Raw genomic sequence first — 22972 nt, forward strand, 5'->3', positions numbered from 1 at the left:
GGCGCCTCATCGGACCCGAGCGCATTTAGTTGCCTGCGCTAACTAACGCTACCCGCGGGTACGGGCGCATCACGGGCCGGAACCGTGTGATGTGTACGACACGCAGAGTGACAATCTGGCACGCCGGGGCAAACAGGACAAGGAAGACCACCCGACTGCCTCCCCGGGCCACTCGGACAGGTGATCGATATTTCGGCTGCACCCTCGCGGCGCCGCCGCTATCGTCCACTCCGTGCAGCAACTCTTCTTCCTCTGAGGCGACCCCGGGCCGCGCTCCGCGTGGGCCCACCGCCCAACCCCGGCCGCGCCGCGCCCGGGGTCGAATCCGGCACGCCGTGCCCCGGGGTCATCGAGGAAGAACCATGCGCTCTCCTGCCCGCGCGTCCACACGCGCCCAACTCACCGCCACGGACCTGCGGGTTCGCCGAGGCGGCCGCACCGTGCTGGACGGAGTCGCCCTGACCGTGGCGCCCGGGTCGCGGTGGGGCGTCGTCGGCGAGAACGGTCGGGGCAAGACCACGCTGCTGCACGCGCTCACCGGGCGCCTCGCCCCCGACGCGGGTGTCGTGCGGTGCGTCGGGACCACCGGCCTGGCCGAGCAGGAGGTTCCCGCGACGGGCACCGTCGGCGACCTGCTGACGGTCGAACTGGCCCGCCCACGAGCGGCCCTGGCCGCGGTGGACGCCGCTGCGGCGGCCCTCGCGGGCGGCGCGCCGGGCGCGGAGGACGACTACGCAGCGGCACTGGAAGCGGCGGAGGCGATCGACGCGTGGGACGCCGAGCGGCGGGTGGACACCGCGCTCGCCGGGCTCGGCGCCGTCGCCGACCGGGAGCGGCCACTGGCCGCGCTGTCGGTCGGGCAGCGCTACCGGGTGCGGCTGGCCTGCCTGCTCGGCGCGGGCCACGACTTCCTGCTGCTCGACGAACCCACCAACCACCTCGACGCGGCCGGTCTCGCCCACCTCACCGCCCGGCTGCGCGCGCACCCCGGCGGGGTCGTGCTCGTCAGCCACGACCGGGCGCTGCTGTCCGACGTGGTCACCGACGTCCTCGACCTCGACCCGAGCCGCGACGGCGCGCCACGCGCCCACGGCGGCGGGTTCGCAGGCTACCGGGCCGGGCGCGCCGCCGAACTGGAGCGCTGGACCGCCGAGTACGACAGGCAGGTGGCCGAGCGCGCCCGGTTGACCGACGACCTCTCGGCGGCGCGGAACCGCCTGGTCGCCGGTTGGCGCCCGGACAAGGGCACCGGCAGGCACCAGCGGGCCACCCGCGCCCCGGCCCTGGTCCGCTCGGTGCACCGCCGCCGCGACGACCTGGACCGGCACGCGATCACCGAACCCGTTCCGCCGCCGCGGTTCCGGATGCCGGAGCTGCCCACCCGCCCGGGCGCCACCCTGCTCGCCGCCGACGGGGTCCGGGTCGCGGGCAGGCTGGACCGGCCGGTGTCGCTCGCCGTCGGGTCGGGGGACCGGTTGGTGGTCACCGGGGGCAACGGCGCCGGGAAGTCGACCCTGCTGTCCGTCCTGTCCGGACAGCTCCGACCCACGACGGGCACGGTCCGACGCACCCCCGGAATCGGTTACCTCGGCCAGGAATCAGCCCCCTCGGGTGGCCGCCGCGTGCGCGAGGTGCTGGGCGACGGCGGGCACTTCGGGCTCCTGTCGGCCGCCGACCTGGGCAGGCCGGTGGCCGAGCTGTCGACCGGGCAGCGGCGCCGCCTGGAACTGGCCGTCGTGCTGGGCGCCCGCCCGGGCGTGCTGCTGCTCGACGAGCCGACCAACCACCTGTCGATGACCCTGGTCGACGAGCTGACCGCGGCCCTGCTGACAACCGGCGCCGCGGTCGTCGTGGCCACCCACGACCGGCAGTTGCTGCGCGACCTCGCGGCGTGGCCGAGGGTCGAGCTGGACGGGTGACGGTGTCGCGAGTGGACTGGGGTGGCGTGGGCGCGGCGTCGCCCGCGCCGCCCACCGCAGGTCGCCGCTGATCGGGAGGGGCCAGTGCGAGCCGACCGGGATCGGTGGTGGTGGGCGGTGGGGTACGCGGGTCGCACTATGCTCCGATCCCGGGCTTCGGATTCTTGGAGAGACGCATGAGTGGTGTGGGCACCGGCAAGGTGGTCGTGAACCGGGCGATGTCGCTGGACGGTTTCATCGCCGGTCCCGACCACGCGATGGGTTGGATCGCCGAGCACCTGACCGCGGACGTGTTCCCGGAGGTCATGGCGGCCACCGGCGCCATGCTCGTCGGCCGGGGCACCTACGAGGTCGCCAAGCGCATGTCCGCCGACGACACCGGCTACGACGGGGGACCGCAGTTCGTCCTCACCCACGAGCCCCCCGCGGAACCGGACCCCACCGTCACGTTCCTCACCTGCGGGATCGAGGAGGCCGTCGCCACCGCCCGCGCCGCCGCGGGTGGCAAGGACCTGGAGGTCCTCGGTGCCGACGTGGCCGCCCAGTGCCTGCGGCACGGGCTCGTCGACGAGGTCCTGGTGTACGTCCTGCCGGTGCTGCTCGGCGACGGTGTCCGCTTCTCGCCCCCCGGACTCGGCAGGGTCGACCTGGAACCCATCGGCAACACCCGGTCGGGCGCGGTCACCATGCTCCGCTTCCGCGTGCGGAAGCAGGCGCGGCCCGCGCACTAGCAGGCCGCGAAACACCCGGGACAGGTCCGATCGGGTTGTTCCGCAACAGGTCCACCCCTGTCGCGCGTCCGATTTCCGCTTGTCGCCGATCGTCGCGGTGGCGCTGTCGGGTCTTTGATCAAGACAAGGACGACAAGCCTCCGATACCGATAGATTGGGACAATGACGACACAGGTCGACGACATCAACCCCCAGTATGCGGCGCTCACCGAGGCTTCCATCGTGATCCTCGGCGGCAACATGCACGTCGGCTACTGGGAGAACGACGAGGACAACGCCTCGATGGCCGAGGCCACCAACCGCATGACCGACATGATGCTCGACCGGGTCAACCCGTTACCGGGCCAGCGGCTCCTCGACGTGGGGTGCGGCAACGCCGCGCCCGCCGTCCGCGCCGTCCGCACCAAGGGCGTGTCGGTGGTGGGCATCGACATCGGCGCCTACCAGCTCAAGCTGGCCCAGGAGCGGGTCACCGCCGAGGGGCTCGACGACGTCATCACGGTGCAGCACACCGACGTCAACGCCATGCCCTTCGAGGACGAGTCCTTCGACCACGCCTGGTCCAGCGAGTGCCTCATCCACGTGGCCGACTGGAGCGCGACCCTCGCCCAGATCGCCCGGGTCCTCAAGCCCGGCGGGCGCCTCGTGGTCGCCGACTGCGTGGAGCGGGCCCCCGTCGACGCCCCGACCAGGGAATTCCTCGACGCCTACTACGCTTCGGTGCGCTGCCAGTACAACAAGCTCTCCGAGATCCCCGCCAAGGTGGAGAACGCGGGCCTGGAGCTGGTCGAGCTGGTCGAGATCGGCGACCACATCCTCGAACGCACCATGCAGGCGGTCGACGACGGCTTCCGCTCCATGGCCGAGCGCATCGAAGCCGACTACGGCATGCCCGCGGAGGTCACCGAGAAGATCGGTGTCGACGCCGTGCGCTTCAGCAAGATCCCCGAGTCCGGTTACGCGATCGTGGTCGCCCAGAAGCCGCTCTGAAACCGCCCGTCCACTTCGGACGGTGTGTCGCACCGCCCGTGCAGGGGGCACCTCCTGCACGGGCTACTCGGCTTTGACGGGCTGCCTCAGGATCGTCTTGAGCTTGGCGGGTGGGGTCCGCCGTGCGTCGCTGAGGTAGATCTCGTGGTGGTCGCCGTTGAAGGTCAGGCCGTTGTCGGGCAGGTAGTGCTCGTGCAGGCGGGCCAGGGTCGGGGTTTCGTCGTCGTAAGAGCCGATGTGCAGGATCTGGGCGCAGGTCCCCTCGGTCAGGGTGAGCAGCCTGACGCGTCCGAGCGCGGGGATGTCCTTCTTCTCCGCGACCTCGTCGATCGCGGCCCGGAACACGTCCTCGGTGACCCAGTCCGGCAGGCCGATCATCATGGTCCACTCCCACACCTCCTTGCGCCGCGCGAGGAACGCGGTGGGGTCGTCGGCTCGCCACAACCCCTCCAGCGGAGCGACCACGAAGTCCCGACCGAGGGTCTTCCGGCAGGCGAACTTCACCGTGTAGGCCACCGCGTAGAGGGCCTGGACCGCGTTCGCGTACTCGGGTGAGGTGTTCGGGTCGCCCCGGCCGTCGACCGCTGCGTACCGGAACTCGGGCACGTCGATGAGGGTGAACTCCTTCGAGGGCGCTGAGTAGAGGTTCCTGTGCGCCTTCTTGACGTCGTACTTGTCCACCGCGACCTCCTCTTCCGGCGGGCGGAGTGTAGTTGTCGCCCGGAACTCGGAACTCGGCGGTTCGGAGTATGGTCGGAAACAATCTCACAGATCCTGGAGGGTTCGCGGTGCCTCGTGTGGAACTCCCGGCGGGCGGGATCGACTACCAGGACACCGGGGGCGCCGGGCCGGTGCTGGTGTTCACCCACGGCTTCCCGATGAACGAAACCCAGTGGCGCAAGGTCCTCCCGCACCTGGCGGGCTACCGCTGCATCCTGCCGACGCTGCCGCTCGGCGGGCACCGCACGCCGATGCACCCGGACGCCGACCTCACCCAGCGCGGCCTGGCGCACATCCTGGCCGACTTCCTCGACGCGCTCGACCTCACCGGCGTGACCCTGGTCGTGAACGACTGGGGCGGCCCGCAGTTCCTCGTCAGCGAGGGCCGCGCCGACCGGGTGGCCCGGCTGGTGCTGGTGGCCTGCGAGGCGTTCGACAACTTCCCGCCGCCACCCGCCCGGCCGCTGGTGGCGCTGTCCGCGCTGCCCGGCGGGGTGTGGCTGATGATGAGGCTGCTCGGCACGGGGTTCTTCCGCCACAGCAGGAAGACCTTCGGCTGCGTGAGCCTGCGCGGCGTTCCGGACGACATCCTCGACGGGTGGTTCGCCCCCGCGACCGGCAGCGCGGCGATCCGCCGCGACCTGCGCAAGTTCGCCGCGGGCACCCCCGAGGCGTCGGTGCTGCTGGAGTGGACCGCCCAACTCGCCCGGTTCGACCGGCCCGCCCTGGTGGTGTGGGCCGAGCAGGACGCGATGATGCCGCGCGAGCACGGTCCTCGGCTGGCCGGGTTGCTGCCGCTGGGGAAGCTGGTCGAGATCGCCGACTCGTCGACGCTGATCCCCGAGGACCAGCCGGAGGAGTTGGCCAGGGTCCTGGTCGGGTTCCTGGCGGACAACGGCGCGAAACCGGTGCTCACCCGGCACTGAGCCGGTCCGGCGGTCACCGGTGGGGTTCGCCGACTCCCCGGACCGCGTCGTCGACCGCGGCCACCAGGTTCGCGGCCCGCGGGTCCGGCACGCCCTCCAGGACGTGGTTCATGACGTAGCCGAAGGCGAGCCCGGCGGCGGGGTCGGCGAAGCCCAGCGACCCGCCGAGACCGGAGAAGCCGAAGGCCGTCGGGCTGTACCAGAAGGCGTCCGGCGTGGGGAGGCCGAAGCCGGTGGCGAACCGGACGGGTACGCGCAGGACGAGGTCGACCCCCGCGGCCCGTTCCGCGGTGGCCGCGGCGAGGGTGTCGGGTTCGAGGACGCGGTGCCCGTCGACCTCGCCGATGAGCGCGGCGTAGAACCGGGCCAGCGCGCGGGCGGTGCCGATGCCGTTGTACGAGGGCATCTCGGCGGCCCGCACGGCCGGGTCGTTGAGGTCGAGCGCGGGCTGGATGACGGTCAGCGTGGACCGCGCGGTCAGTGACGTCGGGTCGAGGTAGGCGGCGATCACGTCGCGCACCGCTTCGGGCAGCGCGTCGAGGTCCACCGCGCCCAGGGCGGTCGGGTCCAGTTCGGGGATGAGCACGCGGCTGACCCGGTGCTGCTCGGCCTCCGGCAGCCCGATCCAGAAGTCCAGGCCGAGCGGTGCGGCGATCTGCTCGGCGAGGAACGCGCCGAGGCTGCGCCCGGTCACCCGGCGCACGACCTCGCCGACCAGCCAGCCGTGGGTGTGCCCGTGGTAGCCGTGCGCGGTGCCCGGCTCCCAGGCCGGGCGCTGCGCGGCGAGCGCGGCCACCACCGGCTCCCCGGCGATCGCCTCGGCCGGGGTGAGCGGTCGGTCGAGCGCGGACAGCCCGGCCTGGTGGGTGAGCAGCCAGCGGACCGGGATGTGCGCCTTGCCGTTGGCCGCGAACTCCGGCCAGTACTCGGCGACGGGCGCGTCGAGGTCCAGCTCACCGCGCTGGGCCAGCAGGTGCGCGCAGGCCGCGGTGACGCCCTTGGTGGTGGAGTAGACGACCTGGAGGGTGTCGCGCTCCCACGGGCGGCCGGTTTCGGGGTCGGCCACCCCGCCCCACAGGTCGACGACCTTGCGCCCGTGCAGGTACACCGAGACCGCGGCGCCGACCTCCTGCCCGCCGTCGAGGTTGGCCGCGAACGCCGCGCGCACCCCCTCGAACCCCGGTGCGGTCTCCCCGCTGACATCGGGCACGTGCGACCACCATCCGTTCTCGACTGCTCCGGACCAGGACTCTGCCAGGAGCCGGGCACAGGTCATTCGCGGAAACCCGTCGGCACGTCCCGGGTTCGGCACTAGGGTGCCGGGGTGGGGATCAGGAGTGTGCTGGTGGGGTTCTCGGCCGCTGAGCGGCCGGACTGCTTCGCGGACCTCAACCTCGACCAGGTGGTGCACGCGGTCGCCGGGGACGACGCGGTGGTGGCCGGGTACTTCCACGCCGGGGTGCGGGACGTGCGCGACGTCGAGGCGCGGCAGGCGGTGTTCCGCGACCTGGACGACCCGGCGGTGGCCGAGCCGGTGCGGCGGTTCACCGCGACCGCCGCCCGGACCAGGCGGCGGCTGGGCATGCTGCGGCGGATGACCCACCAGCCGCAGGCCGGGTGGTGGTTCGTGGACGTCGTGCTCGACTGGTCCGCCGCGGTGGTGGCGCTGTCGCGGGGGTTGGACGCGGCCGGGTCGGCGGGGCTGCGGGGGCTGCGCGCGGACCTGGCCGAGTGGGTCGGGCACGGGGAGTTCCCCGCGGTGCGCGAGCGGGCCGCGGACCTGCTGCGGCGGCTCGGCGAGGTCCGCTACGACCTGCTGCTCAAGCAGGACCGGGTCACCGTCGCCGAGCACGACCCGACCTCCCCCGGGGACTTCGCCGACCGCGTGCTGGCGACGTTCGCCCGGTTCCGCCGCGACCCGGCCGAGCCGCCGCAACCCCCGCCGGACCTCGGGCTGGACGAGGTGGAGGCGGCGGTGCTGGACCTCGTGGCCCGCCTGCACCCGGAGCTGTTCGCCGACCTGGCCGCCTTCCACGACCGCCACCGCGACCTCCCGGACCTCCTGCCCCCGGACCTCGACCGGCTCGACGCGGAGCTGCGCTTCCACCTCGCCTACCTCGACCACCTGGCCCCGCTGCGGGCGGCGGGCATCCCGACCTGCTTCCCCCGGGTGTCGGCGACCGACAAGGCGTTCCTGGCGCGCGGTGCGGTCGACCTGGCCCTGGCCGCCCAGCTTGTCGAACGCGGGCAGCCCGTGGTGGGCAACGACCTCGAACTCTCCGGCGCCGAACGCGTCCTCGTCGTCTCCGGCCCCAACCAGGGCGGCAAGACCACCCTGTCCCGCACCTTCGGGCAGCTCTACCACCTCGCCGCGCTGGGTTGCCCCGTGCCGGGCCACGAGGTGCGGTTGTCCCTGGCCGACCGGGTGTTCACCCACTACCCGCGTGCCGAAAGCTCCGACAGCGTGGCCAGCAAGCTCGAAGAGGAACTGGTGCGGATGCGCGACATCCTCGACCGGGCCACACCCCGCAGCGTGGTCGTGCTCAACGAGGTCTTCACCTCCACCACCGGCGACGACGCCCGCGCGCTCAGCCTCACCGTCCTGGACGCGCTGACCCGCCTCGACGTGCCCTGCCTGTGGGTGAGCTTCCTCGACGAGCTGTCGCGGGCCGGTCCCACGACCGTGAGCATGGTGAGCACCCTCGACGACCACGGCGCGCGCACCTACCGGGTCGTGCGCAAACCCGCCGACGGGTACGCCGACGCGGTCGCCGTCGCCGAGAAGCACGGCCTGACCCGCGCCCGCATCCTGGCCCGGGTCCGCCGGTGAGGCCCGCCCTGCTCGCCCCCGCCGACTCCGCGCCCACCGCCCCCGCGCCGGTCAACCCCGAGGTGGTCGAGGACCTGCGGCTGGACGCGCTCGTGGCGGCCATGGCCGACGGCGACGACGAACTGCGCGACCTGGTCCGGGCCACCGTCCTCGCCCCGCTGACCGACCTGGCCGTGCTGCGCCACCGCCAGGACGTGCTGGCCGACTGCCTCCGTCACCCCGGCGCCGTGCGCGCCCTGCACGACCTGGCCCGCCGGGCCGTCGCCGCCGAGCGGACGGTGCTGCGCGGGGCCGCGAGCGGGCAGGCCGAGCCGCTGCTCAACCGCTCGCGGCGGGTGCTCGGCCTGTTCTGCGGCTTCCTGCGCGAACTCGGCGCGTTCGCCGACCGGCACGGCCGCGACTTCCACTCGGCGGGGCTGACCGCGCTGCTCGCCGACGTCCGCACCCACGTCGGCGCGGCCTACCTCGACGGTGTCGAAGAGCTGTTGCGCACGATGGATTTCGACAACGGCATCGTGCTCAGCGCCCGGCTGGGGGAGGGTGGCAAGGGCGTGGACTTCCGGCTGCACGAGCCGCCGGGGCCGGGGCGCGGGGCGGTGCCGCGGCGGTTGCGCAAGTCCGGGCTGGTCCACACGATCACCGGTCACCACGAGCAGGACTGGCGGGCGCTGGCGGCCTTCCGCGGTCGGGCGCTGGCGCCGGTCGCCGAGGCCGCCGCCCGGTCCGCCGACCACGTCCTGGGCTTCTTCGTGGCGCTGCGCGACGAACTGGGTTTCCACATCGGCTGCCTGAACCTCGTCGACGCGCTGGCGGGCCTCGGCGTCCCGACGTGCCTGCCGCGGCTGCACCCGGCGGGGGAACGGGTGCTGACCGCCCGCGACCTGGCCGAACCCTGCCTGGCGCTGGGGACCGGCGGTCCCGTGGTGGGCGGCGACCTGGACGCGTCCGGGTCCGGGTTGGTGCTGGTGACCGGGCGCAACTGCGGTGGCAAGTCGACGTTCCTGCGCGCGCTCGGACTCGCCCAGTTGATGGCGCAGTGCGGCATGGTCGTGGCGGCGCGGGACTTCGCGGTGTCGGTGGCGACCGGGGTGTGCACGCACTTCACCCGGGCGGAGGACCGGGCGATGACCAGCGGCAAGCTGGACGAGGAACTGGCCCGGATGAGCCGGGTCGTCGACCTGGTCACCCCCGGCGCGCTGGTGCTGTGCAACGAGTCCTTCGCCGCCACCGACGAGCGCGAGGCCGCCGCGATCGCCACGGAGGTGTTGCACGCCTTCGTCGACCTGGACGTCCGGGTCGTCTTCGTGACCCACCTGCACGAGTTGGCCCGCACTGTCCACGACGGAGCCCTTCCGGCGCTGTCGCTGACCGCCACCGACGGCTTCCGGATCGTCCCGGGACCGCCGTCGCCGACCGCGCACGCAGGCGACCTCCACGCCCGGATCTTCGGCGACCGGTGACCCGGGCGCGGTTCAGCGATCGCCGAGCAGGCCCTGGATGGTCCAGGCGCTCTTCAGGTCGCGGACGGCCTCCGGGTGGGCCGAGACGAGCCGGGTGAAGGCGGCGACGGCTTCGGCGATCACCTCCGCGGCCCGTTCGGTGTCGACCCCCCGCTGCTGGCGCACGAAGGCGAAGACGAGTTGCGCCCGGGCGAGGGACAGCGCGTCGCCGATGCGGGCGGACAGCGCGCCCAGCTCCGCCACGGCCTCCTCGCTGTGCGCCAGCGCGGCCTCGCCGTGGCCCGCGTCGTGTTCGAGGTGGGCCAGTTCGGCCTTGGTCATCGCGCATCGGCGCAGCACGCTGTGGAGCATGTCGTCGCCCATCGGGAACTTGCCCGCGCGGTGCCCGGCCAGCAGGCGGCCGTGCGAGTCGATGCTCTCGCGGTAGGCGGCGAGGGCGTCGTCGACGCGGCCCGCCGCGAGGAGGCCGCCGACGGTCCGCGCCAGCACGGCCGCGGCGAACTCGATGCCCTGGTTCGGGGTGAAGGACACCACGGGCACACCGCGTTCCCGGGCGACTTCGGTGAGGGGGTTCGGCGGTGCGGGGGCGGGTGGCGGCTCGGCGGTGGGTTCCTCCCTGGCACGGGCGACCCGCCACCACCCCTTGGCCTCCCGCACCTCCTGGTTCCGCATGAGGTGGTCGGCCAGTTCCCGGGCGGCGCCGGTGTGGCCCGCCTCGGCCGCGCGTTCGAGGTGGGTGCGGGCGTCGGCCGGGCGGTCCTGCTCCGCGCGGAGCAGCCCCAGGCGGAAGTCCCCCTCGGCGTCCCCGGCCTCGGCGGCGGCGGTGAACCAGGTCGCGGCGCCGTCCAGGTCGTCGTCGGACCACAGGGACGCGCCCAGCGAGATCATCGCGTTCGTCGCCCCCGCCTCGGCGCCCCGGCGGAACCACTTCCGGGCGGTGCCCCGGTCGCCCCGCTGCCAGTGCAGCACGCCCAGGTCGTGGCAGCCCGCGGTCTGGCCCGCCGCGACGGCGCGGGTCAGCCACGCTTCCGCCTCGGCGGGTCGGTCGCCGTCGAGGTGCAGGTGCCCCAGGTTGAACATCGCCTGCGGCAGGCCCGCCTCGGCGGCCCACCGGTAGCGCTCCGCCGCCTCGGCCACCCGACCGGCCTGCGCCAGCCGCACGCCCTCGTTGAACGCCGCCACGGCGGCGGTGCCCGGCTGTTCCGGTGGCTGCCGCCCGCCCAGGACGTCCAGGTTCCGCACCACGACCTCCACGTGGGACTGATAACCGTCGTCGAGCAGTGCCAGCCGCCGGTACAGCTCGGCGGCCTCGCGCAGCGACCCCACCGCCCGCTCCCGGTCCGCCTCGGCGAGGACGGCGCCCTCGGCCGCGAGCGCGTGGGCCAGCACCGGCTCGTGCGCGATCCGGTCGAGCCGGACCAGCCGCCGGGCCGCCGCCACGGCCTCGGCCGCCACCTCGACCGCTTCGCCGTCGCGGCAGGCGGCCGACAGCCTGCCCGCGTGGTTCAGCAGCGACAGCGCCAGGTCGGCGCGGTAGGCCGTGGGGTTGGCCTCGGCCAGCCCGCGCCGGATCGACACCGCTTCCGCCGAGCACCGCAGCGCCTCGTCGGCGGCATCGAGCCGGACGTGCGCGGTGCCGAGGTTGGTCAGCGCCCGCGCCAGGCCGGGCAGGTGCGCCTGCGGGTCCACGGCCACCAGCGGCCGGTAGGCGGCGACGCCCTCGGCCAGCGCCCCGGCCGCCTCCGCGGCCCGGTTCACCGCCATGAGCCGGGTGCCCAGCCCGTTCAGCGCGAACGCGAAGCGCGGCGGGTCGGCCAGGGCGGTGCCCGCCAGCGCCCGGTGCAGGTCGACGGACTCCTGCGCCGCCGCCACCGCCGGGCCGCGCTTGCCGGTGTTCTGCAACTGGTTGCCGTGGTTGGACAGCGCCAGTGCCAGCGCGGGCCGGTCCCCGATCTCGCGCAGCAGGTCGACGGCCCGGCCGGTGTGCTCGACGGCCTCCCGGTGCCTGCCCAGGTCGGACAGGAAGCCGCCGATGTCCATCAGGCAGATCGCCCGGTCCGCGCCGTGGGCCCCCGGGTCCAGCTCGGTGAGCCGGTCCAGGGCGGCCAGCGCCCGGTACCCGGCCCGCACCGCCTCCGCCTTCCGGCCCGCGTGCCCCAGCCGGGTGGTGAGCCGGGAGTGCCAGGACGCGGCGTCGTGCAGCCGGGTCCGGTCGTCGACCCGCTCGCGGACGAGCCGGTCGGTGACCGCGGCCGCGCCCGCGTCCAGGTCGGCCCGGCGGCCTGCCGGGAAGTGCGGTTCGACGGCCAGCAGCACGTCGGTGTCCAGGTGGCGGGCGGCGGCGAGGGCGGCCAGGGCGGCGCTGCCCGCGCGCACGGCCAGGTCGGGGCGCTCGGTCAGCAGGTCGCCGAGCCGCCCGGCCACGTGCGGCCACCGGTCGGCGGCCGAGGCCAGCACGGTCACGGTTCGCGCGGTCACCGCCGGGTCCGGCTCGTCGGGCCGGTCGAGGCCGAGCAGCGCCCGCGGCACGTCGGCCGACCACGGGTCCGGGTCGTAGCCGGTGACGTCGTGGCCGGGCAGCAGCAGTGCGACGAAGTCCTCCGCCAACCGGTCGGGCAGGAGCGGTTCCAGTTCGAGGGCGCGGTCGCGCGGCGGGTAGCAGAACCGGTGGTCGGTCAGGACGCGCTCGGCCGGTTCCAGGCGCAGGCCCGCCAACCGGGCCACGGCGTCGGCGTGCGCGGCGGGACCGCCCAGGACGGCGGTGAACACCGCGCGGGCCAGCACCGTGGGCGGGGTGTCGAACTCCTCGCCGAGCTGCCGGGTGCCGTGCAGCCTGCGCCAGCCCATGCGCTCGCGGTCGAGCAGGTACGCCGCGATGCCCTCGACCCCGCGCGGCATCGGCTTGCCGGGGAAGCGCACGGTCAGGGCGGACACGAGCGCGGCCATGTGCAGCGTCAGCACCTGCCCGTAGTCGGGGCCGTCGAGGTCCGGCACCGGCTCGGTGATCGGCTCGGGCACTTCCAGGACCTCTCCGAACCGGTCGCGGGCGGCGGTGAAGGCCCGTTCGCGGTCGGCAGGCTCCTCGGCCAGTTCGCCCAGCAGCAGGTCGCCCACCGCCACGCCCGTCGAGCGCAGTTCGCCGCGCAGCGCCGCCCACCACTGCACGGTCCGGCCGATCAGCAGCACCCGCACCCGGGGCCCGGCCAGCGCCGGGTCGGCGAACAGCGCCACCAGTTCCGGGTGCGCCCACCGGTCGGCGTAGTCCACGACCACCAGCAGCCTGCGCTTGCTCGCCCGACCACCCGTCGCCTCGTCGGGGGCGACGCCGTGCCGGGCCTGCGCCACCACCCACCCGTCCGCGGCGGACAGCTCGGCGAAGCGGGTCGCCAGCCGCGACTTGCCCTGGCCGCCGGGACCGTGCAGGAGCAGCGCGGACGCGCCGGTGGTCTTGGCGTCGCGCCACGCGGTGAGCGCGGCCAGTTCGGTCTCCCGGCCGGTGAACGGCACGACCGCGCTGCGCGCGTCGAGCAGGGCGCTGGGCCGGTCGGCGAGCCCGTCGCGGGCGGGCGCGGGGGAGCGGGGGAGGGGTTCGAGCGCGGCGGGGCGGGCGTCGGCGCGGCGTTCGTGCACGGCCAGCACGACGGTCAGCACCAGGGAGACCGGCAGGCCGATCCAGGCGAAGCGGCCCCACCCCTCCGGCAGCGCGTCCGTCGCGATGTTGACCGCGATGGGGAGCAGCAGCACCCCGACCACCACACCGCCGACCAGCGGACGCCGCCGCCGCACCTTCTTCGCCATCGGACCTCCCACCGCAGTATCGCGCCGGGGGTGCCCGCGGTGGGCCGGAATGACCGTATTCGGTACGGGCGCGCGGATTCCACCGGATGTCCCTATCGGCGACGGCGGGTCGCCGTTTATGGTCTAGTCCAATGGGCGCACCCCGGGACTGGTCGTCCGCGGCTACTACCTTCGTCATTGGGGTGTGATCTCGTGATGCGAAAAAGGCGGACGTGGCGACCGGGTGCACTGGTCGTCTCGGCGGCGCTGGCCCTCTCCGCGCTGGTCGCCACCGGCGGCACGGCGTCGGCGGCGGCCGACTACACGCAGGGCGCCACGCAGGTGTCGACCTCCCAGGCCCAAGTGGTGTTCACCCCGACCACGGTCGCGCGGTACGTCGACATCCACTACCAGGTCAACGGCGGCGGGCAGCAGAACCTCCGGATGACCGAGTCCGGCGGCACCTGGCGGCAGACGGTCGGGTCGTTGAGCACCGGCTCGCTCCTGGACTACTGGTTCACCTACGAGAAGAGCGGCCCGCAGTACGACACCCCGCACTTCACCTACACCCACGGCGGCGGCACCGGCTCGGTCGCGGCCCCGACGTTCAACCCCGGGGGCGGCACGTACGCGACCGCGCAGGCGGTCACCCTCTCGACGGCGACCAGCGGCGCGACCATCCGCTACACCGTCGACGGCTCCACCCCCACGGCAACCTCGACGCTGTACTCCACGCCGATCAGCGTCCCCTCGTCGCGCACCGTCAAGGCGATCGCGCTCAAGAGCGGCCTGACCACCTCCGCCACCGCGACCGCGTCGTACACGATCGGCGGCTCCGCGGCGACCTGCCCCACCCAGTCCGACACCCCCGACTTCGGCCCCAACACCCGCGTGTTCGACCCGAGCATGCCCGCGGCCACCATCCAGGCCCGGCTCGACGCCGACTTCGCCGCGCAGAAGGACACCCTGACCGCGCAGATGGGCACCGGCCGGGTCGCGCACCTGTTCAAGCCCGGCACCTACGCCGTGCGCGACAACGTCGGCTACTACACCTCCGTCGCGGGCCTGGGCCAGAACCCGGGCGACGTGGTGATCAACGGCGACATCACCGTGGACGCGTTCAACGAGTCCGACCAGGGCGTGGCGTTGCAGAACTTCTGGCGCTCCACGGAGAACCTGGCCGTCAACCCCAGCAGCGGCGCCACCCGCTGGGCAGTGGCCCAGGCCGCGCCGTTCCGCCGCATGGACATCCGCGGCGACCTCCAGCTCCACCCGGCCAGCTACGGCTTCGCCAGCGGCGGCTACATCGCCGACTCGAAGGTCTCCGGCCAGACCGCGTCGGTGTCGCAGCAGCAGTGGTACACCCGCGACAGCGCCTACGGAAGCTGGGCGGGCGGCGTGTGGAACATGGTGTTCTCCGGCACGTCCGGCGCCCCCGCCAACACCTTCCCCAACCCGCCCGAGACCACCCTCGCCACCACCCCCGTCTCCCGCGACGTGCCCTACCTCTACATCGACGGCGCGGGCAGGTACCGCGTGTTCCAGCCCGCCCTGCGCACCAACGCCTCCGGCCCGAGCTGGGCGGGCGGCAGCACCCCCGGCACGTCGCTGCCGATGAGCCAGTTCTTCGTGGTCAAGCCCGGCGCCACCGCCTCGGCGATCAACACGGCCCTCGCCTCGGGGTGCCACCTGCTGTTCACCCCGGGCATCTACCACCTCGACCAGACCCTCAACGTCACCAAGGCCAACACCGTCGTCCTCGGCATCGGCTACCCCACGCTCATCCCGGACAACGGCGTCAACGCCATGCAGGTGGCCGACGTGGACGGCGTCCGCCTCAAGGGCCTGCTCTTCGACGCGGGCACCACCAACTCCGCCGCCCTCCTGACCGTCGGCCCGGCGGGCTCGTCGGCGTCGCACGCCACCAACCCCACCACCGTCCAGGACGTCTTCTTCCGCATCGGCGGCGCCATCGCGGGCAAGGCGACGACCAGCCTGGTCGTCAACAGCGCCAACACGGTCATCGACCACATCTGGGCCTGGCGGGCCGACCACGGCAACGCGGGCACCTGGGGTTGGACCCAGGCCACCGGCGACACCGGTGTGATCGTCAACGGCAACAACGTGCTCGCCACCGGTCTGTTCGTCGAGCACTACCAGAAGTACCAGGTCATCTGGAACGGCCAGAACGGCCGGACCATCTTCTTCCAGAACGAGATGCCCTACGACGTGCCCAACCAGGCGAGCTGGAGGAGTCCCAACGGCCTCAACGGCTACGCCGCCTACAAGGTCGCCGACTCGGTCACCAACCACGAGGCGTGGGGCCTGGGCAGCTACTGCTTCTTCAACGTCAACCCCTCGGTCAGCGCCTACCACGCCTTCGAAGTGCCCAACACCCCCGGCGTGCGGATGCACAACCTGCTGACCGTGTCCCTGAACTACCAGGGGACGATCACCCACGTGATCAACGACGTCGGTGGCGTGACACCCCCGGGCACCGTCCCGGTCAACGTCGTCAACTACCCCTGACCGCTGGACCCGGGTGCCGCCGCACAACACCCGTGCGGCGGCACCCGGGTCTTCCGCCCTCATCTCCCCGGCATCCGGGAGAGCGGCCGGGTTGTTTGCGCGGCCGTGATTCGGGCATTCCTCCCGGGTGCGAACTGTTGCCCCTGAACCCGGCGACGCAGCTCTTCGGGAAGGAAAGCAACACATGTCCACGTCTGCGGCGCCCACCGGCACTCGGGACAACCCCGCCACTCCCAGCCCCGCCCAGCGGTCCGACTACGCCGAGCTGTCCCGCATCATCCGGGATGCCGGTCTGCTCAAGCGGCGGCACGGCCGCTACGCCGTGAAGTTCGTCCTCACCGCGCTCGCCTTCGCAGGTGGTTGCGTGGCGTTCGCCCTGCTGGGCGACTCGTGATGGCAGTTGGGCACCGCCGTGTTCTTCGCCGTGGTGTACGCCCAGATCTCGTTCCTCGGCCACGACGCCGGGCACAAGCAGATCTTCGACACCGCCCGGGCCAACGACCGCGTCGGCTACGCCGTGGCCGGGTTGGTCGGCATCAGCTACGGCTGGTGGATGGGCAAGCACACCCGCCACCACGCCAACCCGAACCACGAGCACGAAGACCCCGACCTCGACATCCCGATCCTGGCCTTCACCCGGGGGAGGCCCGCGACCGGAGCGGGTTCGTCCGCTGGACGGTCAAGCACCAGGCGGCGCTCTTCTTCCCCCTGCTGCTGCTGGAGGGGTTGAGCCTGCACTGGTCCGGCATCGAGGCCGTGTGGCAGGACAAGGCGGTGTCGCGCAGGCGCGAGGCGGCGTTGCTGATCGTCCACTTCGCGGTTTACCTCACCGCCGTGTTCCTGGTGCTGTCACCGCCGATCGCCATCGCGTTCATCGCGGTGCACCAAGGCCTCTGGGGTGTGTACATGGGGTGCTCGTTCGCCCCGGGGCACAAGGGGATGCCGACCTACACCGATGCCAAGTCGCTGGACTTCCTGCGCAAGCAGGTGCTCACCAGCCGCAACATCAGGGGCGGCCCGTGGGTCGACGTGGCCCTCGGCGGGTTGAACCACCAGATCGAGCACCACCTGTTCCCGACGATGCCGCGCCCGAACCTGCGTCGCGCACAGCCGTTGGTGCGCGAGTTCTGCCTGCGACGCGGGATCGAATACGCCCAGTGCGGGCTGCTGCGCACCTATGGGCACGTCTTGCAGCACCTGCACGAGGTCGGTGCCCCGCTGCGCGAAGCTCCCGCCCGCTGACTCCAGGCGGGGGTCACCCCAGCCGGGAGAAGTTCGCGGTGAGGGTGGTTCCCGCATCGCCGGAGGTGATCTCGATCTGGTCGGCCAAGGCCTGCATCATCGGGATGCCCCAGCCGTGGGTGACGCCTGCGTCGTCCTGTTCCGGGCGCCAGCGGCCCCGGTCGGCGACGGTGATGGTGATGCGCCGGGCGTCCACGGTGACCGTCACGAGGACTTCGCCGTTGTCGAGGTGCCGGTGGCCGTGTTCGACGGCGTTGGTGATGGCCTCGTCGGCGAGCAGGACGACGTCGCAGCGGAGGGGGCCGGTGACCGCGTGTTGGCGCAGCCAGGCGTCGAGGCGCCTGCGGGCCGTGCCGATGCCCGCCGGGATCGCGGGGACGGCGATCGTGAGGGTGGACGCGTCGGGGGAGTGGGCGGCGGCGCCGTCGGTGTCATCCACCGGGGGTGTTGGTCCGTCGGACGGTGGTGAGACGAAGCCGTCCATCGCGCATCTCACTCCTTCTTGCGACGCCCAAACGCGGCCGACGCTACTCCGGCCGGGGGCGCGGTGCTGGTTGGTGCCCGCCACCTGCCCGGGTGGGGTCGCCGAGGGGTGGTCTCGGCCGGGGGGCGCGTCGGCTCTAAGGTCGGAGCATGGTGGCGGAGAGCGCGTGGTTCACGGCGTTGAACAAGCTCATCACGGGGTCGCACGTGGCCACCGCGCACGACCTGGTCGACCTGCTCGACGAGGCGGGCGTGGTCCTGGGGATGCGGGCCCGGATCTACCTCGCCGACCTGCCGCAGCGCGCGCTGCGCCCGGTGCCGCCCGGGTCCGCCGAGCCGCTGGGGGTGGACGGCACGGTCGCGGGGCGGTCGTTCCGGCTGACCGCGTTGATGCCGTCGCAGGACGAGGGGTCCGGGCGGCCCGCGCTGTGGTTGCCGCTGCTGGACGGCACCGAGCGGGTGGGCGTGCTGCACCTGGTCCTGCCGGAGGGCGCCGACCCGGCCGACGGCGCCGTGCGCGAGCGCTGCTGGGCACTGGCCGGGCTGGTCGGTCACCTCGTCGTCGCCAAGTACCCCTACAGCGACCTGTTCCACACCGTGCGCCGCACCGAGGACATGACGGTGGCCAGCGAACTGCTGTGGCAGCTCCTGCCGCCGTCGACCTTCGCGGGGCCGAACGTGGTGGTCTCCGCGATCATGGAGCCGTTCGCGCGGGTGGGCGGTGACGGCTTCGACTACGCCGTGGACCGCGACCGCGCCTACCTGGCGGTGTTCGACTCCACCGGCCACGACCTGCGCGCCGGGCTCACCACCAGCATGGTGCTCGCCGCGACCCGCAACGCCCGCCGGGCGGGGGCTGACCTGGCCGGGATCGCGGCGGCGGCCGACGACGTGCTCGACGCGGCCCACGTGCCCGGCAGGCACGCGACCGCCGTCCTGGTCGACCTCGACCTGCACACGGGTGTCCTGTCCTACGTGCTCGCCGGGCACCCGCCGCCGGTGGTGCTGCGCCGGTCGCGGATGGTCAAGACCCTCGCCGGGAAGCCCCGCCCGCCCCTGGGCCTGCGCCACCTCATCGGCGACCGGCCCGTCCAGGTGCACAGCGAAGCCCTGGAGCCCGGCGACCGCCTGCTGCTGCACACCGACGGGGTGACCGAGGCCCGCAACCCCGAGGGCGTCCCGTTCGGCCTCGACCGCCTGGTAGACCTCACCGAGCGGCACGAGGCCGCCGACCTCCCGGCGCCGGAAACGCTCCGCCGGGTGGTCCACGCGGTCCTCGAACACCAGAACGGCCAGCTCCAGGACGACGCCACGCTCATGCTGGTGGAGTGGTCGACCACCGCGCACGGCACCCTGCTGCCCACCACCTGAGCCCGGTCCCTACGCGCTGTCGGAGGTCGCCCCGGCCAGGTCGTGCACCACGCGGATCGAGCGGTCCATCGAGGTGACGGTGATGGCGCGCTCCGTGGGACCCCCGGGCGCCACGACGACGACCACGTCGGTGTCGGTGTCCCGGGCGCGGGCGCGGGCGCTGGTCTGGGCGAGCAGGGCGAGACCGGAGGACGCGAAGAACGACACCCCGGTCAGGTCCACGACCACCCGGGCGGGGTCGCCCCCGGTGAAGGCGCGGTCGAGGGCCTCGGCGAGCACGGGGGCCGTGGCCATGTCGACCTCACCGCTGACGCGGACGACGACACGACCCTCTCCCCGTTCGACGGTGGCGGTCACCGGCTCGTTGTTCACACCCCACTCCCTCCACGGTTCGCGATCGGTGCTTTCACGCATGATGACACTTGGTCACGGAGCGTGCTGGTTGTACGTTACCTGCTGACCTGTGGGAGCACCGGACAAGGACGTCCGTCAGGCGGGGCGGAGCGGGGCGGGCGATCAGGTCGGGACCTTGAGTTCGGCGAGGACGTCGAGCCCGGTCAGGATCGTGTTCCCCTTCTCCTCGTTCAGCAGTCGCAGGCCCATGAAGTTGTCCCCCGGGTTGAAGCCGGGCAGCGCCCAGATCTCCTCGTACGGAATCCACGTGGGGTGGAAGTCGGTGAAGCTGTAGACGTTGCTCCACAGGCAGTCCTGGGGTCGCGGGGTCCACAGCCAGCGGGCGAAGGCGTGGTCGCGGAAGCCGTGCCCGACGACGCCGATGCCGCGCACATGCTTCTGGCCGGTCAGCAGGAAGACGTCGCCCGCGTCGATGTGCTCCATGGTCCGGTCGTGGCGGGCGGTGGCGCCCCAGAACCGCGCTGTTCCGCCGGGGTGCGCGGCGGTGAGGCCCGCCAGGTGTTCGGCGTCCAGTGCTCCCGCGCGCCGGGCCTCGGGGAACGGCACGCCGCGGTCCAGCGTGTCCGCCCAGTGCCTGCGCGTCTCCGCCTTCCCGTACGACGGTTGGATGACCACCCGCGTCATCGGTGACTGCCTCCTGGGGTTCGCACGGTCGTCAGTCCGTCCCATTGTGCTCGGGGCACGGGTGGCTGGCAGGGCAAGACCACCTTCGTCATCCAGGCGACGACACCCCACTTGTCATCGTTTGGATGACGTGCTATACCTGTACCTGCGTGTTGACGAACCCGAATCGTGGAGGTGGAACCGATGTTGATGCGCACCGACCCGTTCCGTGAGTTCGACCGGCTGGCCCAGCACCTGGCCGCAGGTGCGGCGGGGACGTGGTCGAAGCCCGCGGCGATGCCGATGGACGCCTACCGGTCCGGTCAGGAGTTCGTGGTGTCGTTCGACCTGCCCGGGGTGGACCCCGAGGCGATCGAGATCGACGTGGAGCGCAACGTCCTGACGGTCAAGGCCGAACGGCGGCCGATCGCCGAGAAGGACGTGCAGGTGCAGGTCAGCGAGCGACCGCTGGGCGTGTTCTCCCGCCAGCTTTTCCTCGGCGACACCCTGGACACCGAGCGGATCTCCGCGGACTACGACGCGGGGGTGCTGACCCTGCGCATCCCGGTGGCCGAGCAGGCCAAGCCGCGCCGGATCGCGGTGCGGGCCGACCGGCCCCAGGAGATCCAGTCCTGATCCGCCCGACCGCCGCGTGCCGCCCCGCGCGGGTGGCACGCGGCGGTCCCACGTCCGCGTGGGTGTTGTGACCGTCCCGTCGGACCGGCGTCCGGTGGGTCGCGCTCGTCCGGTCCGGCGTGGACACCGGTGCCGGGGACCCCGATCCCTGTCCGTTTTCTGCTGATGGTCGTGATCGCGGCCCATCCCGTGTGGATTTCCGGTATCCGGTTCTCACGGCCCGGGAAGTCGATGATCAGCGCATATGCCTCGATCGGAGCACCGGTTCCCCGTGTGCCGGGAACGGGTTTCCCCCGGCGGTGATTGAGTTCCGGCGAAAGGGGGCACTTCACCACCAGCAACGGAGGACCACGGCGCAAGAGCCGAGGTCATGAGGAAGGAGTTCGTGATGGGCATCATCGGTTGGGTTGTTCTCGGTCTGCTGGCCGGCCTCATCGCCAAGGCCGTCATGCCGGGCAAGGACCCCGGTGGCTTCATCGTCACCGCCGTGATCGGTGTGGTGGGCGCCCTCATCGGTGGCTTCATCGGCAACGCCATCTTCGGTGGTGGCCTGCAGGACTTCTTCTCGATCCGCACCTGGCTGCTGGCCATCCTGGGCTCGCTGATCCTGCTCGCGGTCTACCGCGTCACGATCGGCAAGAAGACGCACCACCACGCGTGACCACTTCGCGTGACCCGCAGCGGGGGCCGACGGTATCACCGTCGGCCCCCGCTGCTTTGGGCTAGCACCACATCGTGCACAGCCGGATTTGTGCATGAGTTCCATTGCCCGCGGACAATTCCGCGTCGGACAGTCCTGTTCGGCCTGCCCGACTCCACTGTGGAGAAGGCGGCCTGGACCGGGGTTTGGCACCCTGAGCCGCGTGGCATACGTCCGGCATGGATCAATCGCGTGCTCCGGTGTTGCAGGCCTTGGCCGATTACTCGCGGAAGGACCGACTGGGGTACACCCCACCCGGGCACAAACAGGGACGGGGAGTGGACAGTCGGGCGCTCGACGTCATGGGGGCGGACGTGTTCCGCTCGGACGTGCTGATGATGAGCGGGCTGGACGACCGCGCCATGGGCGGCGGCGTGCTCAGCGAGGCCGAGCGGTTGATGGCGGAGGCGGTGGACGCCGACCACGCCTTCTTCTCCACCTGCGGCAGTTCGCTGTCGGTCAAGACGTGCATCATCACCGTCGCCCGGCCGGGGCAGAAGCTGCTGGTGTCGCGCAACGCGCACAAGTCCGTCGTGGCCGGACTGATCATCAGCGGGGTCGAGCCGGTGTGGGTGCACCCCCGCTGGGACGCGCACTGGCAATGGGCCTACCCGCCCGGCCCGGACGAGGTGGCCGAGGGTTTCTCCCGCGCCCCGGACGCGATGGGGATGCTGCTGATCACCCCGACCGACTACGGGACCTGCGCGGCGATCAAGGCCACCGCGGACGTGTGCCACGAGCACGGCAAGCCGCTGATCGTGGACGAGGCGTGGGGCGCGCACCTGCCGTTCCACCCCGACCTGCCGTCCTGGGCGATGGACGCGGGCGCGGACCTGTGCGTGACCAGCGTGCACAAGATGGGCGCGGGTCTGGAGCAGAGTTCGGTCTACCAGCTCCAGGGTGACCTGGTGGACCCGCGGGTGCTCAGCATGCGGGCGGACCTGCTCGACACCACGAGCCCGTCGTGCCTGGTGTACGCCGCGCTGGACGGGTGGCGGCGGCAGATGGTCGAGCACGGGCACGGGTTGCTGGACCGGGCGCTGCGGCTCAACGCCGACATCCGGCAGCGGCTGGGCGCGTTGGTCACGGTCGTGGGCCGCGACGACGTGGTGGGTCCCGGCCGGGCCGACGACCACGACCCGTCCAAGGTCGTGATGGACCTGTCGGACTGCGGGGTGTCCGGCTACACCGCCGCTGACTGGCTCCGCGAGCACCACCACGTCGACGTGGGCCTGGCCGACCACCGCCGGGTGGCCGCCCAGATCACCATCGCCGACGACGAGACCACCGCGGACCGCCTGGTCACCGCCATCGCCGACCTGGTCGCCCACCTCGACGACCTGCCAGCCGCCAAGCCGGTCGACATCCCCGACCCCGGCCAACTGGAGCTGGAGCAGGCCATGACCCCGCGCGAGGCGTTCTTCGCCGACGCCACCCACGTGCCCGCCCGCGAGGCCGTCGGCCGCGTCTGCGCCGAGACCATCAGCCCCTACCCGCCCGGCGTCCCGGCCGCCCTCCCCGGCGAGGTGATCACCCAGCCGGTGGTCGACTACCTGCTCAGCGGGCACGCGGCGGGCATGTTCCTGCCCGACCCGACCGATTCCGACCTCAGCACGATCCGGGTGGTCGAGCGCTGAGGCT

The 22972-nt window shown here is 72.8% G+C and carries 17 protein-coding genes and 1 pseudogene; 12 read left to right on the forward strand and 6 right to left on the reverse strand.

Going from position 1 to position 22972, the window contains the following annotated elements; translation table 11 throughout:
• The first annotated feature begins 362 nt into the window (after positions 1 to 362).
• The 3 genes from DFQ13_RS11860 to DFQ13_RS11870 all read left to right on the forward strand — a co-directional run bounded on the left by DFQ13_RS11860 (position 363) and on the right by DFQ13_RS11870 (position 3640).
• The gene (locus DFQ13_RS11860) at positions 363 to 1919 is read left to right on the forward strand and encodes an ABC-F family ATP-binding cassette domain-containing protein (protein ID WP_110079829.1); all 1557 of its coding nucleotides are present in this window, start codon (positions 363 to 365) and stop codon (positions 1917 to 1919) included.
• A gap of 176 nt (positions 1920 to 2095) precedes the next feature.
• Positions 2096 to 2650, forward strand: coding sequence for a dihydrofolate reductase family protein (locus DFQ13_RS11865; protein WP_035286418.1), 555 nt, complete (start codon positions 2096 to 2098; stop codon positions 2648 to 2650).
• Between the two features lie 162 nt (positions 2651 to 2812).
• Entirely contained in the window at positions 2813 to 3640 is an 828-nt protein-coding gene (locus DFQ13_RS11870) for a class I SAM-dependent methyltransferase (RefSeq protein ID WP_052021684.1), read from the forward strand.
• A 63-nt stretch (positions 3641 to 3703) separates the two neighbouring features.
• Here the strand turns inward: DFQ13_RS11870 and DFQ13_RS11875 are convergent, their stop codons facing one another.
• Entirely contained in the window at positions 3704 to 4321 is a 618-nt protein-coding gene (locus DFQ13_RS11875; protein ID WP_110079830.1) for a GyrI-like domain-containing protein, read from the reverse strand.
• 107 nt (positions 4322 to 4428) lie between these two features.
• Here DFQ13_RS11875 and DFQ13_RS11880 point away from each other — a divergent pair, with 107 nt between their 5' ends.
• Positions 4429 to 5286 carry an alpha/beta fold hydrolase gene (locus tag DFQ13_RS11880; protein ID WP_110079831.1) on the forward strand — a complete coding sequence of 286 codons (858 nt, stop codon included), beginning with the start codon at positions 4429 to 4431 and terminating at the stop codon, positions 5284 to 5286.
• 13 nt (positions 5287 to 5299) lie between these two features.
• Here DFQ13_RS11880 and DFQ13_RS11885 read toward each other — a convergent pair whose 3' ends face one another.
• Positions 5300 to 6496, reverse strand: coding sequence for a serine hydrolase domain-containing protein (locus DFQ13_RS11885; protein WP_219994387.1), 1197 nt, complete (start codon positions 6494 to 6496; stop codon positions 5300 to 5302).
• 114 nt (positions 6497 to 6610) lie between these two features.
• Between DFQ13_RS11885 and DFQ13_RS11890 the strand changes: the two genes are divergently transcribed.
• Together DFQ13_RS11890 and DFQ13_RS11895 are read left to right on the forward strand one after the other, a co-directional pair.
• Positions 6611 to 8116, forward strand: coding sequence for a MutS-related protein (locus tag DFQ13_RS11890; protein ID WP_035286415.1), 1506 nt, complete (start codon positions 6611 to 6613; stop codon positions 8114 to 8116).
• The gene (locus DFQ13_RS11895) at positions 8113 to 9576 is read left to right on the forward strand and encodes a MutS-related protein (RefSeq protein WP_035286414.1); all 1464 of its coding nucleotides are present in this window, start codon (positions 8113 to 8115) and stop codon (positions 9574 to 9576) included. Before DFQ13_RS11890 ends, DFQ13_RS11895 begins: the two co-directional genes overlap by 4 nt.
• Before the next feature lie 12 nt (positions 9577 to 9588).
• On the opposite strand, the gene DFQ13_RS33780 is transcribed toward DFQ13_RS11895, so the two are convergent.
• Positions 9589 to 13374 (reverse strand): AAA family ATPase, encoded by a 3786-nt coding sequence (locus DFQ13_RS33780; protein WP_110079833.1) that lies wholly within the window; start codon positions 13372 to 13374, stop codon positions 9589 to 9591.
• A 195-nt stretch (positions 13375 to 13569) separates the two neighbouring features.
• On the opposite strand from DFQ13_RS33780, the gene DFQ13_RS11905 reads away from it, so the two are divergent.
• Positions 13570 to 15882: a chitobiase/beta-hexosaminidase C-terminal domain-containing protein gene (locus DFQ13_RS11905; RefSeq protein WP_110079834.1), complete on the forward strand. Its 2313-nt coding sequence runs from the start codon at positions 13570 to 13572 to the stop codon at positions 15880 to 15882.
• 184 nt (positions 15883 to 16066) lie between these two features.
• A pseudogene (locus tag DFQ13_RS11910) lies at positions 16067 to 17124 on the forward strand (fatty acid desaturase family protein).
• A gap of 13 nt (positions 17125 to 17137) precedes the next feature.
• Here the strand turns inward: DFQ13_RS11910 and DFQ13_RS11915 are convergent.
• A complete protein-coding gene (locus DFQ13_RS11915) occupies positions 17138 to 17563 on the reverse strand; it encodes an ATP-binding protein (protein WP_035287914.1) in 426 nt (141 codons plus the stop codon).
• 194 nt (positions 17564 to 17757) lie between these two features.
• Between DFQ13_RS11915 and DFQ13_RS11920 the strand changes: the two genes are divergently transcribed.
• A complete protein-coding gene (locus DFQ13_RS11920) occupies positions 17758 to 18978 on the forward strand; it encodes a PP2C family protein-serine/threonine phosphatase (protein ID WP_035287911.1) in 1221 nt (406 codons plus the stop codon).
• A 9-nt stretch (positions 18979 to 18987) separates the two neighbouring features.
• On the opposite strand, the gene DFQ13_RS11925 is transcribed toward DFQ13_RS11920, so the two are convergent.
• Both DFQ13_RS11925 and DFQ13_RS11930 read right to left on the reverse strand, forming a co-directional pair.
• Positions 18988 to 19350, reverse strand: a complete 363-nt coding sequence (locus DFQ13_RS11925; RefSeq protein ID WP_181399935.1) for an STAS domain-containing protein — start codon at positions 19348 to 19350, stop codon at positions 18988 to 18990.
• A gap of 144 nt (positions 19351 to 19494) precedes the next feature.
• Entirely contained in the window at positions 19495 to 20016 is a 522-nt protein-coding gene (locus DFQ13_RS11930; RefSeq protein ID WP_110079836.1) for a hypothetical protein, read from the reverse strand.
• A gap of 183 nt (positions 20017 to 20199) precedes the next feature.
• Here DFQ13_RS11930 and DFQ13_RS11935 point away from each other — a divergent pair, with 183 nt between their 5' ends.
• The 3 genes from DFQ13_RS11935 (at position 20200) to DFQ13_RS11945 (ending at position 22968) form a co-directional block, all read left to right on the forward strand.
• Positions 20200 to 20631 (forward strand): Hsp20/alpha crystallin family protein, encoded by a 432-nt coding sequence (locus tag DFQ13_RS11935; RefSeq protein WP_035287922.1) that lies wholly within the window; start codon positions 20200 to 20202, stop codon positions 20629 to 20631.
• 388 nt (positions 20632 to 21019) lie between these two features.
• The gene (locus DFQ13_RS11940) at positions 21020 to 21292 is read left to right on the forward strand and encodes a GlsB/YeaQ/YmgE family stress response membrane protein (RefSeq protein ID WP_035287920.1); all 273 of its coding nucleotides are present in this window, start codon (positions 21020 to 21022) and stop codon (positions 21290 to 21292) included.
• Positions 21293 to 21510: 218 nt separating this feature from the next.
• A complete protein-coding gene (locus tag DFQ13_RS11945) occupies positions 21511 to 22968 on the forward strand; it encodes an aminotransferase class I/II-fold pyridoxal phosphate-dependent enzyme (RefSeq protein WP_035284543.1) in 1458 nt (485 codons plus the stop codon).
• The last annotated feature ends 4 nt before the right edge of the window (positions 22969 to 22972 follow it).

This window comes from Actinokineospora spheciospongiae (genome assembly GCF_003182415.1).
GTDB classification, from domain to species: Bacteria; Actinomycetota; Actinomycetes; order Mycobacteriales; family Pseudonocardiaceae; genus Actinokineospora; species Actinokineospora spheciospongiae.